Annotated in this window: 18 protein-coding genes and 1 tRNA gene; 13 read left to right on the top strand and 6 right to left on the bottom strand. The window is 39.3% G+C overall.

Translation table 11 applies throughout. The features are described from left to right. The first annotated feature begins 33 nt into the window (after nt 1–33). The 4 genes from PGR74_RS13800 to PGR74_RS13815 all read left to right on the top strand — a co-directional run bounded on the left by PGR74_RS13800 (nt 34) and on the right by PGR74_RS13815 (nt 3,648). Nucleotides 34–447, top strand: coding sequence for a transcriptional regulator (locus PGR74_RS13800; protein WP_041504753.1), 414 nt, complete (start codon nt 34–36; stop codon nt 445–447). A 242-nt stretch (nt 448–689) separates the two neighbouring features. Continuing rightward, nucleotides 690–2,051: a TrpB-like pyridoxal phosphate-dependent enzyme gene (locus PGR74_RS13805; protein ID WP_041502465.1), complete on the top strand. Its 1,362-nt coding sequence runs from the start codon at nt 690–692 to the stop codon at nt 2,049–2,051. A gap of 49 nt (nt 2,052–2,100) precedes the next feature. Further along, nucleotides 2,101–2,949 (top strand): 50S ribosomal protein L11 methyltransferase, encoded by an 849-nt coding sequence (gene prmA, locus PGR74_RS13810; protein ID WP_041504752.1) that lies wholly within the window; start codon nt 2,101–2,103, stop codon nt 2,947–2,949. A 345-nt stretch (nt 2,950–3,294) separates the two neighbouring features. After that, nucleotides 3,295–3,648 (top strand): hypothetical protein, encoded by a 354-nt coding sequence (locus tag PGR74_RS13815; RefSeq protein ID WP_041504750.1) that lies wholly within the window; start codon nt 3,295–3,297, stop codon nt 3,646–3,648. Between the two features lie 16 nt (nt 3,649–3,664). Here PGR74_RS13815 and floA read toward each other — a convergent pair whose 3' ends face one another. After that, nucleotides 3,665–4,639 carry a flotillin-like protein FloA gene (gene floA / locus PGR74_RS13820; protein ID WP_041502517.1) on the bottom strand — a complete coding sequence of 325 codons (975 nt, stop codon included), beginning with the start codon at nt 4,637–4,639 and terminating at the stop codon, nt 3,665–3,667. 10 nt (nt 4,640–4,649) lie between these two features. Continuing rightward, entirely contained in the window at nt 4,650–5,117 is a 468-nt protein-coding gene (locus tag PGR74_RS13825; RefSeq protein WP_041504749.1) for a hypothetical protein, read from the bottom strand. A 202-nt stretch (nt 5,118–5,319) separates the two neighbouring features. Here PGR74_RS13825 and folE point away from each other — a divergent pair, with 202 nt between their 5' ends. The 7 genes from folE (at nt 5,320) to PGR74_RS13860 (ending at nt 13,304) form a co-directional block, all read left to right on the top strand. Beyond that, nucleotides 5,320–5,946, top strand: a complete 627-nt coding sequence (gene folE / locus PGR74_RS13830) for a GTP cyclohydrolase I FolE (RefSeq protein WP_041502470.1) — start codon at nt 5,320–5,322, stop codon at nt 5,944–5,946. An 11-nt stretch (nt 5,947–5,957) separates the two neighbouring features. Beyond that, nucleotides 5,958–6,833, top strand: a complete 876-nt coding sequence (gene fabD, locus PGR74_RS13835) for an ACP S-malonyltransferase (RefSeq protein ID WP_041504748.1) — start codon at nt 5,958–5,960, stop codon at nt 6,831–6,833. Nucleotides 6,834–6,923: 90 nt separating this feature from the next. Further along, nucleotides 6,924–9,026: an HD family phosphohydrolase gene (locus PGR74_RS13840; protein WP_070807440.1), complete on the top strand. Its 2,103-nt coding sequence runs from the start codon at nt 6,924–6,926 to the stop codon at nt 9,024–9,026. Further along, nucleotides 9,001–10,023: a LacI family DNA-binding transcriptional regulator gene (locus PGR74_RS13845; protein WP_041504747.1), complete on the top strand. Its 1,023-nt coding sequence runs from the start codon at nt 9,001–9,003 to the stop codon at nt 10,021–10,023. Before PGR74_RS13840 ends, PGR74_RS13845 begins: the two co-directional genes overlap by 26 nt. 137 nt (nt 10,024–10,160) lie before the next feature. Continuing rightward, nucleotides 10,161–11,084 (top strand): ABC transporter ATP-binding protein, encoded by a 924-nt coding sequence (locus PGR74_RS13850; RefSeq protein WP_041504746.1) that lies wholly within the window; start codon nt 10,161–10,163, stop codon nt 11,082–11,084. A 4-nt stretch (nt 11,085–11,088) separates the two neighbouring features. After that, nucleotides 11,089–11,829, top strand: a complete 741-nt coding sequence (locus PGR74_RS13855; RefSeq protein ID WP_041504745.1) for an ABC transporter permease subunit — start codon at nt 11,089–11,091, stop codon at nt 11,827–11,829. Continuing rightward, nucleotides 11,829–13,304, top strand: a complete 1,476-nt coding sequence (locus PGR74_RS13860) for a GldG family protein (RefSeq protein ID WP_041504744.1) — start codon at nt 11,829–11,831, stop codon at nt 13,302–13,304. The genes PGR74_RS13855 and PGR74_RS13860 overlap by 1 nt, the downstream gene beginning before the upstream one ends. Nucleotides 13,305–13,364: 60 nt before the next feature. Here the strand turns inward: PGR74_RS13860 and PGR74_RS13865 are convergent, their stop codons facing one another. The 4 genes from PGR74_RS13865 to PGR74_RS13880 all read right to left on the bottom strand — a co-directional run bounded on the left by PGR74_RS13865 (nt 13,365) and on the right by PGR74_RS13880 (nt 16,023). Beyond that, nucleotides 13,365–13,958 carry a hypothetical protein gene (locus PGR74_RS13865; protein ID WP_041504743.1) on the bottom strand — a complete coding sequence of 198 codons (594 nt, stop codon included), beginning with the start codon at nt 13,956–13,958 and terminating at the stop codon, nt 13,365–13,367. A gap of 33 nt (nt 13,959–13,991) precedes the next feature. Further along, on the bottom strand, nt 13,992–14,798 hold the full coding sequence (locus tag PGR74_RS13870) for a MazG-like family protein (RefSeq protein WP_041504742.1): 807 nt from the start codon (nt 14,796–14,798) through the stop codon (nt 13,992–13,994). Next, on the bottom strand, nt 14,785–15,696 hold the full coding sequence (locus PGR74_RS13875) for an AAA family ATPase (protein WP_041504741.1): 912 nt from the start codon (nt 15,694–15,696) through the stop codon (nt 14,785–14,787). Before PGR74_RS13875 ends, PGR74_RS13870 begins: the two co-directional genes overlap by 14 nt. 254 nt (nt 15,697–15,950) lie before the next feature. Then, nucleotides 15,951–16,023: transfer RNA gene (locus PGR74_RS13880), tRNA-Arg, on the bottom strand. A 164-nt stretch (nt 16,024–16,187) separates the two neighbouring features. Between PGR74_RS13880 and PGR74_RS13885 the strand changes: the two genes are divergently transcribed. Together PGR74_RS13885 and dapA are read left to right on the top strand one after the other, a co-directional pair. Next, nucleotides 16,188–16,697 (top strand): DUF6913 domain-containing protein, encoded by a 510-nt coding sequence (locus PGR74_RS13885; RefSeq protein WP_041502477.1) that lies wholly within the window; start codon nt 16,188–16,190, stop codon nt 16,695–16,697. A gap of 6 nt (nt 16,698–16,703) precedes the next feature. Then, a complete protein-coding gene (gene dapA, locus PGR74_RS13890) occupies nt 16,704–17,585 on the top strand; it encodes a 4-hydroxy-tetrahydrodipicolinate synthase (RefSeq protein WP_041504740.1) in 882 nt (293 codons plus the stop codon). The last annotated feature ends 120 nt before the right edge of the window (nt 17,586–17,705 follow it).

Below are 17,705 nucleotides of genomic sequence, written 5' to 3' on the forward strand. Positions count from 1 at the left end.
AATACATGTATTGAAATTTAGAATCGTTCTATCATGGATATGACAATAAATCAAAGACTTGACGATTTCTTAGAAGAAAAACATATTAGTCAAGAGGAATTGCGCTCACAATTAGGTTTGAAAACCCGTCAACAAGTCAGTAATTGGATCAATTGCAGAGAAAAAATTTCAGAAAAGCATATCATTCGAATTGTTGAACTTTATCCGGAATTAAATGCCAATTGGCTTATAACCAATGCCGGTAATATGTTTAATGATCAAAAAATCGTCCGCCATATTAACCGGAATGCTTACGGATTTTGTGAAGAATGCATCAAAAAAGAACAAAAAATAGAATATTTACAGGAACTTATTCACCAAAGGGATCAAGAGATCAAGTTGCTAAACCGGGAGATCGGGAAATTAGAAGACCGATTGACACGTCGCATAGAGAATAAAGAACTCTAATAAATCTAAATAACCGGAGAAAGAGTTGTATCGAAAAAAAGAATATTCTATATTAGCACCCACAAATAGAATACGAAACATGACAAGGAAACGATACATAACCTTAAATTGGTGGTGGCACCTATTTAAACTTCGTAGTAAACGATGAGGTTATGTAATTGTATTGCATAAAGATTTCAGGCGAGCCTATTGTTTACTACAGTAGGCTCGCTTCTTTTTTATTCACTTACAAATTTCATACTATGAAAAAGACTAAAAAAATTCTGCTTTCAGAAAAAGAGATGCCGACGCAATGGTATAACATCGTGGCCGATATGCCGAACAAACCGCTACCGGCCCTCCACCCGGGAACAAAACTTCCCTTAAAAAAAGAGGATCTTGTTCCCTTGTTCGCCCGAGAACTCATAAACCAGGAGTTCGCAACGGAACCCTATATCGAGATTCCCGATGAAGTACAAGAGTTGTATAAAATATGGAGAGCAACCCCTCTCGTGAGAGCTTACGCGTTAGAAAAGGCCTTGGATACCCCCGCTAAAATCTATTTTAAAAACGAAGGGACGAGCCCGGCCGGATCGCACAAACCCAACACGGCGATTCCACAAGCTTACTACAACTATAAACAAGGTATCAAACGAATGACGACAGAAACCGGAGGAGGCCAATGGGGAACCGCTCTCAGTTTCGCCTGCCAGCATTTCGGAATCGATCTGAAAGTATTTATGGTAAAAGTCAGTTACGGTCAAAAACCTTATCGAAAACTAATGATGAATACCTGGGGTGCCGATGTAATTCCCTCCCCCAGTACACTTACCGAGGCCGGAAGAAAAATATTACAAGAACATCCCGATTCATCAGGCAGTTTAGGCATTGCCATATCCGAAGCCGTAGAAATGGCAGCCCGCGATCCGTATACAAATTACTCCTTAGGTAGTGTATTGAACCATGTACTGCTCCATCAAACGATTATCGGAGAAGAAGCCATTTTACAAATGCAAAAGGCAGAAGCGGAACCGGATATCATTATCGGTTGTTTTGGAGGCGGTTCTAACTTTGCCGGAATCTCTTTTCCTTTTATACGCGAAAAGCTAAAAAAGAATAAAAACACCCGGATCATCGCTGTCGAACCTCAATCCTGTCCGAAACTGACCAGAGGACAATTCCATTACGACTTCGGAGATAGCGTAGGTCTAACTCCCTTATTGCCGATGTATACCTTAGGCCACGATTTTCAACCGGCAGATATCCACGCCGGAGGATTACGCTATCACGGGGCAGGCATGATCGTGAGTCAACTTTTGAAAGATCGCTTGATAGAAGCCGTGGCTATCCCGCAACTGGAAACGTTTAAGGCTGGTATTCTATTCGCCCAAACCGAGGGTATCATTCCCGCACCGGAATCAACCCACGCCATAGCACAAACCATACGGGAAGCTCTGATCGCCAAAGAAGAAAGAAAAGAAAAAACCATCCTTTTCAATTTATCCGGACACGGTATGATCGATTTATTCGCTTATGAACAATACCTAAACGGAAACCTCTCGGATTTTCAAATCCCGGATATTGAAATCAACCGATCTTTAAAAGGATTGGATAAACTCATGTGAAGAGCATAGCTATCTAATTTTTTGCTACTTTTGCAAAAAATTAGATAGCATGTATTACACGGAAGTCAATTTTCACATTACCCCCTATTCCGAAGATATCACGGATGCTCTTATCTCGGAACTCGGCCATTTAGGTTACGACAGCTTCTCCTATACCGACGAAGGATTTAAAGCCTACATCCCCAGCAAACAATACGATAAGAACGCCATTTCGCGGATGGAGATACTCCTGTTTTTCGAGCAAGAATACCAAATCAAATGGGAAACGACTCAAGTCGAGAACCAGGATTGGAATAAAGTGTGGGAAGAAAATTTCACCCCCATCATCGTTAAAGACCGGATTTTGGTCAGAGCCGGATTTCACGCCTCCATTCCCGGCATCGAGCATGAAATAATCATCGATCCGAAGATGAGTTTCGGTACCGGTCATCACGCAACCACAGCCCTCATGCTCGAAACCATATTAGAAATCAAACCGGAAATCAAAAATAAAAAAGTACTGGATATGGGGTGCGGAACAGGAATACTCGCCATTATGGCAGCCCAATCGGGAGCATCTGAAGTAACCGGAATCGATATCGACGAATGGGCATATAATAATGCCGTGGAAAATTTAAAAACAAACCGTATATCCAACGTACGTATTAAAATCGGTGACGCGAATCTATTACAAGCACAACAAAATTACGATATCATTTTAGCTAATATAAACCGCAATATCCTGCTAAATGACATGCATCGCTACACCTCTGTCCTTAATGAAAACGGCTATTTGATTATGAGCGGCTTCTATTTACAGGACCTGCCCAAAATTCAGGAAGAAGCAGAAAACTTAGGACTCAGATTCAAATCTCACAACGTAAAAGAGAATTGGGCTGTTGTAATATTCAACAAATAAATGTGAATTTGTTTAATATTTAACAATCTATTGCAAATCGAAAACAGATGTATAAATTTGCATCGCAAAAAATAAAGAATAATGATATTTACTAACAACTCATACAAACTTATGTGCATGCAAAGATTATTTGCATGCCGATGAACTGTTTTCAGTCAAAACTATGGAAAAAGCCCGTGTAAATTACACGGGCTTTTTTATTTTATATCAAACAACATATATAAACATCATGAACGTATTAAAATTTCGAAGAACATCCGCGGACTCGGCCCGACGCATTCAAAAGGCAGCCGAATTAATTTCGGAGAAGGTCTGGGCATTGATAGCGACTATTCCACAAATCACTTGATACCCGATTTTGCAGCCTGTTTTCAACGACTCAAAACATTTTTCCAAGCACTTCCGAATCAAAAAATCCATTTCGAACCGGGACGTTCATCAGTCGGTCAATGCGGTAACCATATTTCCCGCGTTTTGTACGTGCAAGAAGGCAAAAATAATAAGTTTATCGTTCTGAGCGCCGGAATGAACGATTCAATCCGTCCCGCCTTGTATCCGGCATCTAATCGAACAGGAGAACCTGATATCGAACGGCCTCCCGCTACGATCCGCAGGATCTTCCCGGTATCCACTTTTCCGAAACATGGAGGAGACAATAAAGACGCCGCCGTTTCAGGGCGGCGTCTTTTTCCTGTATAGCCCGAATCGCATCCTTTTACTTGCGGGGAGTTTTTTTATCATTCGGTTTCGCGATGGATTCCCTCATGGTGGTATCGGCCTCTATATTTTTCATCCGATAATAATCCATTACTCCTAAATTTCCGTTTCTGAAAGCTTCCGCCATTGCCCGAGGGACGTCGGCTTCCGCCTCGATCACCTTAGCCCGCATCTGCTGAGCCAATGCTTTCATCTCCTGCTCGGTAGCGACAGCCATAGCTCGACGTTCCTCCGCCTTAGCCTGTGCTATCTTCAAATCGGCATCCGCCTGATCCGTTTGTAACTCCGCTCCTATGTTTTTACCGATATCAATATCAGCAATATCAATAGACAGTATCTCGAAAGCGGTTCCCGAATCCAACCCTTTATTCAAAACTACCTTGGAGATCGAATCGGGATTTTCCAATACCTCCTTATGCGAATTAGCCGATCCGATGGAAGAGACGATCCCTTCACCGACACGAGCTAAAATGGTCTCTTCACCGGCACCCCCGACCAGCTGTCGGATATTGGCCCGCACGGTCACCCTCGCTTTGGCTATCAGCTGAATTCCATCTTTTGCCACCGCCGCCACCGGAGGAGTATTGATCACTTTAGGATTCACACTCATCTGCACGGCCTCAAAAACATCCCGACCTGCCAAATCTACTGCCGTTGCGATTTGAAAAGTCAAATCGATATTTGCTTTAGAAGCTGAAACCAACGCGTGTACAACTTGTGCCACATGGCCTCCCGCTAAATAATGTGCTTCCAATAAATCCCGATAAAGTTCCAAGCCGGCTTTTTTCCCTTCGATCATAGCCCTCACGATGACAGAAGGCGGAACTTTACGCCAACGCATCAATACCAACTGCAAAAGAGATACTTTTACATCCGATACCAAAGCCTGAAACCACAATCCGATAGGTATAAAATAGAGTACGATCCAAAGCAGGAAAAGTCCTCCGGCTATCACAACAATCAATAAAACCATTCCATCCATTCTATTCTGTTTTTAGTTTAACAATAATCTTATTCTTTAAAACCTTTATTACCACGACTTCACTGTTCTCGTTAATATAACCGGATTGAGACTGTCCTTCCACAATATGGTCCCCGACCTTTACCTTTCCCATCGGAGCCAACCTTCCCAAACACAATCCCGTATCTCCCTCCTGTATCGAACGATCGATTCCTTCAACCGTTCCGTCGATCTGGGTATTTAACTGCAAACGTTTCCAAGTCTTAGATCTCAACGTATAATAAGTAATTCCAATACCTCCCGCGGCTGTACCCAGTACCGTAAAATGTCCTTCCCACACTCCCATACTGTTGTATGCCATATAAATAGCGACTCCGATACAAACAAAACCGATAACCCCGGCAACATTTACCCCGGGAAAAACCAAAAACTCCATAATCAATAGAACAAAACCTATTAGAATCAACATAATAAGCACCAACCACTCCATAATACTTTTGATTTAAATTTTCGTTTAAAGGTATATTTTTTTTATTAAAATCCTATCAATAAAGAGGTAAATTAGCTTCTCCCATCAGAAATAGAACATTTTATTTCTCATCATCAACCCTAATCTAAAATATTTGTATTTACTTTGCACTTCAATTTGCATAATTGATCGCATAGATCTAATTTCATAAAGAGAAAGAGGAATGATGGACTTTGAAACAGACAACAACAACGAATTCTATCATAAAATAGAATGTTTTAACAAAGAAAGAACTGAAAAACTAAGTTATCACTATAACGAAATTATCAAATTACTCGGAGAAGATCCATGCCGGGAAGGCCTTGTCAAAACACCTTACCGTGTTGCCAAAGCCATGCAGTTCATGACGCAGGGTTACACGCAGGATCCCGAAAAGATATTGCGCTCGGCTCTTTTTAAAGAGGATTACAGACAGATGGTTATAGTAAAAGATATCGAAATATATTCTTTATGCGAACATCATATGCTCCCCTTTATCGGGCGGGCTCATGTAGCGTATATCCCCAACGGATATATTACCGGATTAAGTAAAATTGCACGAGTGGTTGAAGCCTTTGCCAGAAGATTGCAGGTTCAGGAACGTCTGACCCACGACATCAAAACGTGTATTCAAAACACGTTGAACCCGTTGGGCGTTGCCGTTGTCATTGAAGCACAACACATGTGCATGATCCTGCGCGGCGTTCAAAAACAACACTCCGTTACGACGACTTCCGATTTTAGCGGTGCTTTTGAAAAATTAGCGACGAGAGAAGAGTTCATACGGTTAATCAGCAACAAATTTCATTAAAACAGAAACATATGAAAAAAGCATTTGTATTTCCCGGACAGGGAGCCCAATTCGTCGGAATGGGTAAAGATCTATATGAAAATTCGCCGGAAGCAAAAGAATTATTCGAACGTGCGAATGAAATCCTGGGATTCCGTATCACCGATTTAATGTTTAACGGAACGGAGGCGGATTTAAAACAGACCAAAGTAACCCAACCGGCCATCTTTCTTCACTCTGTTATTTTAGCCAAATCATTGAACGAAAAACCGGACATGGTTGCAGGCCACTCCTTAGGAGAATTTTCCGCGTTGGTCGCCAATGGGACTCTATCGTTCGAAGACGGTCTGAAATTGGTACACGCGAGAGCATTAGCCATGCAAAAAGCTTGCGAAGCCAATCCATCAACGATGGCGGCAATATTAGGTTTACCCGACGAAACCGTAGAGGAGGTTCTGCACGGAATCGATGAGGTTGTCGTTACGGCTAATTTCAATTGCCCGGGTCAACTTGTGATTTCCGGCAGCAACAAAGGTATCGAAATCGCTTGCGAGAAACTGAAAGCCGCCGGGGCAAAAAGAGTACTACCCTTGAACGTTGGAGGTGCTTTCCACTCTCCTTTAATGGAGCCGGCCCGCAAAGAATTGGCAGAAGCTATCATGAACACCAAATTTTCCCAACCTTCTTGCCCGGTATATCAAAATGTCAATGCCGCTCCCGTGTCGGACCCGGAAGAGATTAAGACAAATCTAATCGCACAATTGACAGCATCCGTACGTTGGACCCAGACGGTTCGCAACATGTTATCGGACGGAGCTTCTTCTTTCCTTGAGATCGGACCCGGAAAAGTCTTACAGGGACTTATTAAAAAAGTGAATCCAGACGCAGAGACAGCAGGTATTCAATAAATGATTTTAAAGCCTCCCGGATGGGGGGCTTTAAAATTTTTTGTATCTTTATTCCCCGATTTAGGGGAGCGTCATTCAATTGAGATCATTATGTCAAACAGTACAAGGAACAACAAACATCGCAGACTACAACATTTTTTCAAAATAGTCATAATCATTATTATTTGTGGTATCATTGTATCCTTATTACCCAAAATAGAAGGATTTAAATATACTTATCAAAAAGGAATGCCCTGGAGATACGGAACCTTAACCTCTCCCATGGATTTTCCCATACATAAAACGTCCCAAGAAAAAATGGCCGAAATTGAAAAAGTCAAGAAAGAGCAATTACCTATTTTCAATTTCAACGAAGCATTAATAACGGGACAACTAAGCAAATTTACTGAAAAGATTAACAGTTTAAAAAATAGAGGTAATAGTAAAGCCATTAACCAAATCATTGCGAAATTAAAAGAAATCTACCAAAAAGGTATCATTCTTTTGCCCGAGAAATTAAGCAAAAGCAATATCAAATCCATTCTCGTCGTAAAAAACAACATCGCTTTTGAGGAAAATTTCGAACAGGTATACACGCTTAAAAAAGCATATGAAACATTAACGGATTTTATTCACAAACTGAATATACCTCAAGAGGCAAAAGAGGAATTAATCGGAATGGATCTGAACAATTATCTCATCCCGAATCTGGAATACGACGCACTAAAAACAGGTTTAGCCTTAGACAATGCGATCAAGAACATCAGTCCGACACAGGGAATGGTGCGGAAAGGTGAGGTTATCATTCTAAAAGACGAGTTGGTCACACCGGAAAAATACAAGATATTGGAATCATTCAAAATCGAACACGAACAAGATCTCGGCTCTTCTGGCGACAGGATAAAAATGATCGTCGCTCAAACAATACTGACACTGATAGCCCTTATCAGTTTCTCTATTTTTCTTTATTTCTCAAGGAAACGACTCTTTTATAACAATAAAGATTTCCTTTTTCTTTACAGCATGTTCCTACTCACGATCCTGTTAGGAAGTCTCTGTTATTTCCGGGATATCAACATCCTGGCGATTCCGGTACTTTTTTGTCCGATCATCGTGAATATTTTATTCGGTCCTCGTCCGGCTTTGTACCTATTAATCGGCACAAGCATGCTGGTATCTTACTATTCGCCGAATAGTTACATGTATCTCTTCATGCAGGTATCCGCCGGTATCGTTGCCATTTTTAGTTTATCCCAATTACAACGCCGCGGGCAACTATTTTTGGCTATCGCCTTTATCTTCGTCACTTATACACTCGTTTACGGGGCATTTACCCTCATACAAAACGGGACCCTATTACCTCGTCAGCTTTTCGACATCCTCTTTTTGATGATTAATGTCCTTTTGCTCAGCCTGACTTACCCGGTACTCTACTTAGTAGAGAAACTATTCGGGTACACATCCGAAATCAGCTTGATGGAGTTCTCTAATCCCAATCATCCTGTTTTACGTACATTAACCAGAAAAGCTCCCGGAACCTTTCAGCATTCGTTAATGGTAGCCAATTTGGCGGAAGAAGCCATATACCATATCGGGGGAAGTCCTCTATTAGCCCGGACCGGAGCCCTGTATCACGATATCGGAAAAACCTACGATCCAATCATGTTCATCGAAAACCAATCCGGAGGAATCAGTCCGCACAAAACACTGGACTTCGACGAAAGTGCACAAATCATTATCGGACACGTGACGAAAGGAGTCGAATTAGCCAACAAATACAAATTACCGGAAGCCATCATCAACTTCATCCGAACCCACCACGGTAAAAGTAAAGTCAAATATTTTTATTATTCTTACAAGAATAAACACCCCGATAAGGAGATAGACGAAGAACTCTTCACTTACCCGGGTCCCGACCCTATGAGTAAAGAGTGTACCGTCGTTATGATGGCCGATGCCGTGGAAGCGGCTTCTCGCGCTTTGGAAATAAAAAACGAAGAGAATATCGCCAAACTGGTAAATAATATCATCGACGATCAACTCAAAGAAGGAAGATTTGCCAATGCCGATATTACGTTTAAAGATATCTCGACGGTGAAAAGAGTATACACGGAAATGTTAGTAAACGTATATCACGCCCGTATTGCTTATCCGAAATTAAAACAACAAGATAGTAAACCTACAGATCATGAGTCAAAAACCGATAACGATTAAGGACCTTGCCGAACAGTTGGATATCTCTGTCTCTACCGTTTCCAGGGCACTGAAAGATAATCACGAAATTAGCGAAAAGACCCGGAAAGCCGTGCAAGATCTGGCAAAAAAGGTAGGTTATAAACCCAATCCCATTGCTGTAGCCCTAAAAACACATAAAAGTTACACGATCGGAGTTATCGTACCCCAAATCGTCAGCACCTTTTTCGCAACCGTCGTAAAAACGATTGAGGAGGTCGCTGATAAATACGGATACAACGTGTTAGTCAGCTCCTCCAACGAAAGTTTCGAAAAAGAAATGAAAAGCATCGACATCTTATTGGGAACCCGTGCAGATGGAATTATCTTATCCTTAGCCCACGAAACTCGTACGTTTGACCATATTAAAAATATACAAGAGGCCGGAATTCCTGTTGTTCTATTCGACCGGACAACCGATAAGTTTGAAATATCAAGAGTTGTCACTGACGGACTGACCGCAGCCTTTCAAGCCGTACAACACCTCGTGGAAGTTGGCGCAAAAAAGATCTTTATACTTACAGGACCGAAACAAATCACAATCGGAGGCAACCGGATGAAGGGATATTTAAAAGCCATGGAAAGTAATCATTTGGAAGTAAAACCTCATTACGTCTGCTATTGTGAGGATTATACGGTCCAAGCGGGCAAAAAAGCCGTTCAGCAAATCATCGCCGCAAAAGATATCCCGGAAGCGATATTCGGAATCAACGACGATTTAATTATCGGGGCAATCGAAGCCTTGAAAGAAGCAGGTTTACGTATACCGGAAGATGTCGCACTGGTCGGTTTCTCCAACACGAAACGATCCAGATACATGTCGCCCACCGTCAGTTCAATCAATCAATTTCCGGAAAAAATAGGGAAAATTGCGGCTGAACTCCTTTTCGAACAAATTCTAAATAACAGGCACGCCAAAATAAGAGAAGAAATCGTGAATTGTGAATTAATCGTTCGGGACTCGTCAAACCGTAAATGACAAATATTACATAATAATTAATCATATTTAAAGTTAGGAGTCTAAAACCTTGTTAATCATATGGTTAAATATTGTTAAACCACCTATAGCCCAAGACTACATCATTAAATTTGTAGAAAACTAATAGCAGCAGCCCAATGGATATCGTCGTTGAAAATTTAACCAAATCTTTTAAACACAAAAAAGCCGTGGAATCGATCTCTTTCACCGCGAGGAAAGGGGAAATTACCGGTTTTTTAGGACCGAATGGAGCTGGCAAAACAACTATCATGAAAATTTTGTCCGGATTCCTTTATCCGGATGAGGGAAATATTTTTTACGGGAATTACTCTATACACAAACACAAGGCAAAAATAAAAAGAACAATCGGTTATCTGGCTGAACATAATCCGTTATATAACGAAATGAATGTCATCGATTTCTTGTTCTTTATTGCCAAACTATATAATATCCCCCGCTATAAAACGACTGCCAGGGTATTGGATATGTTACGACTATGCGGCCTGGAAAATGAAAAACACAAATTAATCAGAGAATTGTCCAAAGGGTATTGTCAACGTCTCGGAATGGCCCAGGCCCTCATTCATGATCCCGATATTCTCATTTTGGACGAACCGACGACAGGTCTTGACCCGAATCAGATCATCGAAATCCGGGATATCATCAAAAAAGTGAAAGAAGATAAGACAATCGTATTAAGTTCACATGTTCTTACCGAAATCGAAACGACTTGCGACCGTGTTATGATCATGAGTCATGGAAAAATAGTAGCAGACGGAACGGCTTCGGAACTTCGTAGAAAATCAGCCTCTGAACACTGTCTTCGATTAGCGATAAAGGGAGGAGAAACCACCCGCATTTATGAAGCTCTCTCTTCATTACCTCAAATAAAAAATATCGATAAATTAAACAAGCAAACATTCGAATTAGAATATACCCCAGGGGAAGAGATCGAAAAGATCCTATTTGACCTATGCCACGACAACAACTGGTATATAACGGAATTGACCCCTATACAAGCGCGTCTGGAAGATATATTTCATAAAGTCACTCAAAATTAGAGGTATGCGTACGGTTAAAACATTAATAAACAAAGAACTGAAAATTACATTTAACTCTATACTCATTTACATCGCTCTCATCGTTTTTTTCGGAGTGACAGGCTTTATATGTTGGTTCTCCTGGTCTAACATATTCTCTATCGGACTCGTCCCCCTCAGTTATCTTTTCAACATCTTTTACTGGGCCTTATTTTTTCTGATCCCTTTCCTCACCATGAAAAGTATCGCCGAGGAACGCAAAGTCGGCACTTACGAACTCCTCCTATCCAAACCCATTACAACGTGGCAAATCATCTGGGGAAAATTCTGTGCCATTCTATTACAGGTCGTCCTTTGTTTGGTATTAACACTCTCTTATTATATTACCCTTGCCTACTTAGGGCATATCGATCACGCGGTAGGCATATGCGGTTATATCGGGCTGATTTTAGTAAGCAGTTGCTACATCAGTATCGGTATGTTCGCCTCCTCTCTTACCAGTAACCCTTTATTCGCGTTTTTCATCAGTATCGGAGTGGGACTTTGTTTTCAAAAGTTATTCGAATGGATCGCGGAATTATTCGGGACGGGGCTTCTGACGAATATTTTCCATTACCTTGCTATGGGAGAGCATTTCGATTCTTTCTCGCGCGGAATCATCGATACAAAAGATATCATCTATTTCTTTTCAATTATTATTCTCTTTCTTAACCTGACGAAATACGTCATGAATAAGAGTAGAATACAACTTAAAAAAAATAACTGATGAGAAACAAAATATTTTATCATCCGGCTTATTTGATCGTCCTATTGATTATAGTGAATATCGTAGCTTATTTCACATTCGTAAGAATCGATATGACCTCGAATAAAAAATACTCGTTAAGTCAGGTAAGTAAATCTTTCATAAAAAAAACAGATAAAGACATTACCATCGATCTCTATATCTCGCAAGATATCAGTCAGGAAAAGAAAAAAGTAGAGAAAGAGTTCAAAAACCTGCTCAAAGAATACAAAAGTCTCAGTAATAAAGGTTTCACCATAAATACGATCAATCCGGACAACGAGGAGAAAAGGCATGCGGCATTGGATGCCGGAATAGAGTATATTCCCCAGGAAATCAATGAGATTTTTACCCAAACTGTATTTTTCGGCGCAACAATCAGGATAGGGGATCGCAGAACGACCATTCCTTATCTCTCCTCTCACATGTCTATGGAATACGAGATGACCCGAATACTGAAAGAAGCGTGTGATACGTTAAAACCCAGAATCGGATTTTTGCGGGGACACAACGAAATACCGCTAAGTAATATATCCCATGTGATCAACGAACTTTCATCTATGGGACATATCGATTTCATATATATTGACCAGTTTACGAATTTAAATGATTACAAAGTAATCTGCATTGTAGGTCCTGAAGAAAAATTCCTTCCGCAACAGATTCGTCGCTTAGAAGAATACCTGGAACAAGGAGGACGGCTTTATATCGCTTTGAATCATGCAGTAGGGCAAATCGGACACAACCAGAATACCGGATTTATCAATCAGGTCGGCATCGAAGAGATGCTGGAAAATTTCGGTTTAAAAATCGAATACGATTTCATCGTAGACAGAAGTTGTGGTACGATAACCATTAAACAAAACCAATTCAGACATATTACTATTTTCCCTTATATCCCGATTATCCGGAACTTCAGCAAACACATCATTACCAAAGGACTAAATGCCATCGTTCTTCAATTTGCCAGTAGCATTAAGAATGTAAAAACAACCCATCCTTATGTATTCACTTCATTAGCCAAGTCCTCTTCTATTTCAGGCGTCAAAGAAATACCCGTGTTCTTTAACTTGATGAAGACCTGGACAAAACACGATTTTAATCACCCGAACAATACCGTAGCCGCCTTACTTACCAATGAAGACAACAACAGCGCAATTGTCGTGATCACGGATGCCGACTTTATGCAAAATGATATTTACAACTTCCCCCATGATAACACCACGTTTGCCGTAAATTCCATCGAATGGTTAGCTGACGATTCCGGATTAATCAATTTGAGAAATAAATTTATTACCCATCAGGTACTACCTCCCATCAGTGACGGGACAAAAATATTCTGTAAAAACTTCAATTTCTTTCTTCCTATATTATGCATCCTTGCGCTTGCCTTCTTTATGTACAGAAAGAGCAAGATCAAACGCTTACGACGCTCTCAACCCGGGTATATCGATTGACAACGAGATTAGGAATCGGTTAATTCTATAATGTTGTAATTTACAATTACAAATATCACATTAATTATTAGACCTCTTTATGTCAACGATCAAATCCCGAAACTCTTTGTTCAAAACCCGATAATTTTCCGAATTCATTATATTGGTTGATATTTGATATAATTCTTCTTTACAATTTGTACCTCTAAAATTACCCATCTTTGAATAGCAATACTTTATATTTGTTTTTATATTTTCAATGTCATTCCAGTGTCGATCATCAAGCCGTGAAGAAAGGAATACTTCAAGTGCTTGCAATAATAAATGTATCGCAGTTTCGTAACTATTCATTGAAATGGCCAACATTCCTCGATTATTTAAATTATAAGCTTCACTAACAATTTGATAATTTGATAATTTTTTAACGGTATCTTCTAACCTTGCCTTTTGAATATCTAAATGCTTTAATTCTCTTTTTATATCAATAACATTGTAAATCTGATAACCAACAAAAATTGTAAATATTATACCCATCAACGATACTAATATTCCAATATATGTAGCTTCAGACATTGTAAAAGGGGCTACCCTGTATAAAGAGAAAACCACTGCTATAATAGAGCATAAAATCGACAAGAAAAGTCCACAATATATAAGCCGTAATTTTTTTTCCATAAGATTATCAATTAGATTTATCAAGATTCGAGTTTAATAAGCAGGCTTAATGTCCTCCCTTACCTCTTCTTCATCTGGAATCTCATAATCAGAAATCAATTGCAATTTATGTTCTTTTATAGGACAACAACAATAACTAATCTTATACACCTTCCTTAAATCTTTGCAATCAGGACATCCATCTTTATACTTCTCGGAAATTATACTTCCGAATCTATATTCCAGTCTTTTATTCTGTGCATCTTTTAACTGATGTATCAGATTCGCCAATCCCATAATCCACGAAAAAACATCTGCCATTTCCATTTCTACGCAAGGAAGATCTTTTTTTATATGTTTCTTTCGATATGCTTCACTCAATTCTGCAAGTTCCTCGGCTAAATGACTGACATTAATAATAAAAGAGCTTTCCGCTCCACGCGGATAAATTTTTTGAAAATGCGACTGCCATTCATTTATTGTTTTCGGTTTCCGATCTATATTATTTCTAACATGATCCCTTAAACTGGGTATATCCAATTGTTCTTTACCAATGCGACATTGGCAAGTCGTTTTTTGACAATATGGACATATTCCGGGAAATTTATTCCACAACACATCACTCAGGTTAATATTTCGATTACTGTACTTAAAAAATAAGACACAAAACCATTTGAAAATAGAAGGCAGTATTTTTTCAATTTCCGCTTCTCTTTTTCTATTTATCAATTGAAAACACCGTCCGACATCTTCATAAAAAAAGACTATGATATCTTTGAAGGATCTTTCGCAGTTATTCCTTTCGTATATCTGATTGATGGTTTTCGCCCAATCATCTATGCTTTTTTCACTCGTTTCCATCTACTTTATCTTTTATGTATGCTTTTAAATCATTCCAGTCACACAAATCCTCCTCTTTACAATTCTCTTGAATATATTCTCGAATGGCCTGCCCGGAAGCCAAGGTTTCATCATTTTTAAAATTCATTAATCTGCATGGCAACAAAGAAATTCGCTTAATAATCGAATTCAGTACTCTTTTATGCCCGTCATAAATATAAAATTTGTTATTGAATACAATGACTTTAATGGGATCCTCAGGATAGCGATCAAATTCTTTTGATTCATTATCGATAGATTGAATATTTTCGAAAGACAGATTCTTACTACTTTGAGTCGGTATAAGTGTATAAGGTGACAACCAAATTTCATTGGAAAAGACCTTATTTTGATAATTTGCAATAATAATGTCAGCGATCGTCGATGGAGAAGAGTAACTTGTATCTACAACTAAATTATAATTGGAAAAGTTTTCTAAATCTATGTTATATTGTATCTTAAATCTATGTACCTCGCTGTTCCGGCGTTGAATGATATTAGCTAAAGCTGTTCCGATATTTTCATGTTTTTCGTTGATTCTTCCCACGTCATTATAAACACGTTCGGCGGCAATTTCATCTTTTACGTATAAATACACTTTAAAAGATTGCGGTATAAAATGCCATGCTAACCTGGAATCGAATATTTTGGGAGTCGGCTTTAGGCCTTCACTTTTGACGAAATTATCCAATTCATGGTCAAATTCAGGATGCGTTTCCATGTACTTGTTGAAATCGTTTGTACTCATTCCGTAATCCTGAGCCATCCTCCTCAAAAGACTTCCGATCGACTCGACTTCCAGCCCCAAACGCTCTTTTAAAATAGAGGAAACCACACTTTTACCACTTCCCAAACTTCCTGTTATCGTAATATGTCTCATGTGTAAACATTGAAATATTAAATACTTATATTATTTTATCTACCTGTTCGTAAAAGGGTATAAATATAGTATTATTTTATTTTTATACGATCTCTAAAATATTTAATTTCAATTTGTATCGAGAGTACCTCTTCAAAAGTCTGGTATTAAGATGAAATAACAGAGTTCTGACCTGAAAACGGGAGTTTATCATACCTGTATAAAATAAAAAAGGAGTGAAAAATCAACGATTTAAGATTTCTCACTCCATTTCGTGAACTCGGCGGGAGTCGAACCCACAACCTCTTGGGCCGTAACCAAGTGCTCTATCCATTAAGCTACGAGTCCTTCTTGTTTTGCGATGCAAAGATAGATAAACTTTGACGAACCTGCAAGTCTTTATTTGATTTTTTTCAAATAGTTTTTTTATTTCTAAAAAGAAGAAAATGGTCCGAATCTTGTTTTAATTATTATTTTTGTATAGGGTTGTTCAATGATTAATATCAAAGTGTATGTTTAAGAAAATATTCAGGAAATGGAAGAGATGGAATTTGAAAGGAAAACAAATGGAGTTCGAGAGAAAACTCTCCTTTCACAATTTCAAAACAGCACGGAGTTGCATGATTTTCTGGGTAGAAAGTGATATCCCATTCGATAAAGTAGAAAGACTGAAGAATCTTTTATCGGAACACATGAATGTAGATGCTCTGGTTTTTCTCGAACCGGGGCGACCGCTGCCTGTCATACCGAAGACATTTTGCGTGAATGAAGACTGCATATCTTACAGTGGAAAGTTTTCAGACAGCAAACTAAAAGGATGTGTGGAGAATGCTTACGATTTATGGATTGATTTATCATTGAAACCGAATGTCCTGCCTGATTATATTGTGAGAAATTCCAGGGCAAAATGCAAGATCGGCATGGGACGCAGTAGTTTCGAAAACGATATCATATTTGAGGATGTGAACGACATCGATACGTTTACAGAGCGTATTTCAAGGTTATTGAGTAAAGTAAATTAGGTTAAAATGAAAAAATTTTCGGGTGTAGGAGTTGCTTTGATTACTCCTTTTACGAATAACGGCCAAGTAGATGAAATTTCATTACGCGGATTAGTTGATCACGTCATAGATAACGGCGTAGATTATTTAGTAGCTTTAGGAACGACTTCCGAGGCTGCAACTTTATCGGCCGAAGAAAAAGAACGAGTAGTAAACATTATCGCGGAACAAAACGGAGGGCGGCTTCCTTTAGTTTTGGGAGTCGGCGGGAACAATACACAACAAGTATTACAGGATTTGAATACACTACCTTATGTTCCGCAGGCCGATGCCATTTTAAGCGTAACCCCCTATTATAACAAACCCTCTCAAGAAGGTCTGTACCGCCATTTTAAGATGATAGCAGAAAAATCGTCTCTACCCGTGATATTGTACAATGTACCCGGACGAACCTCCGTCAACATGGCTGCTCAAACAACATTACGACTGGCCCATGACTTCAAGAATATCATAGGTATAAAAGAAGCCTCCGGCAATTTCGAACAAGCAACGGCTATTCTAAAAGACAAGCCGGAAAAGTTTCTTTTCATTTCCGGTGACGATGGAATAACCTTACCCTTAATGTCGATCGGATGTTGCGGGGTTATTTCCGTTATTGCCAATGCTTTTCCCAAGGAATTTACAACCATGGTGCATTTAGCTTCCGAGATGAAATTCGAAGAAGCCCGAAAGATCCATTTTGAATTGTCGGAACTATGCAAAGCCCTTTTTGAAGAAGGTAACCCAGCGGGAATAAAGGCTGCTTTACACCTGAAAAAAGTAATCGCATGCAATAAACTAAGAACTCCTTTAACTGAGGTTAGTGAAAAACTCTACCAAAAATTGACTGTCCAAATCAATGAATTATAATCCGCTGAAAAGGGATTGAGAGATGAAAGGATTGATGATTGTAAATTGACGATTGTAGATTGACGATTGTAAATTTTAGATTTTAGATTGTAGATTGTAAATTAAAAACGGGATTCAATT

It is taken from the genome of Sanguibacteroides sp. AM78-02pH3A (genome assembly GCF_027666085.1).
Classification (GTDB): domain Bacteria; phylum Bacteroidota; class Bacteroidia; order Bacteroidales; family Marinifilaceae; genus Gabonibacter; species Gabonibacter massiliensis.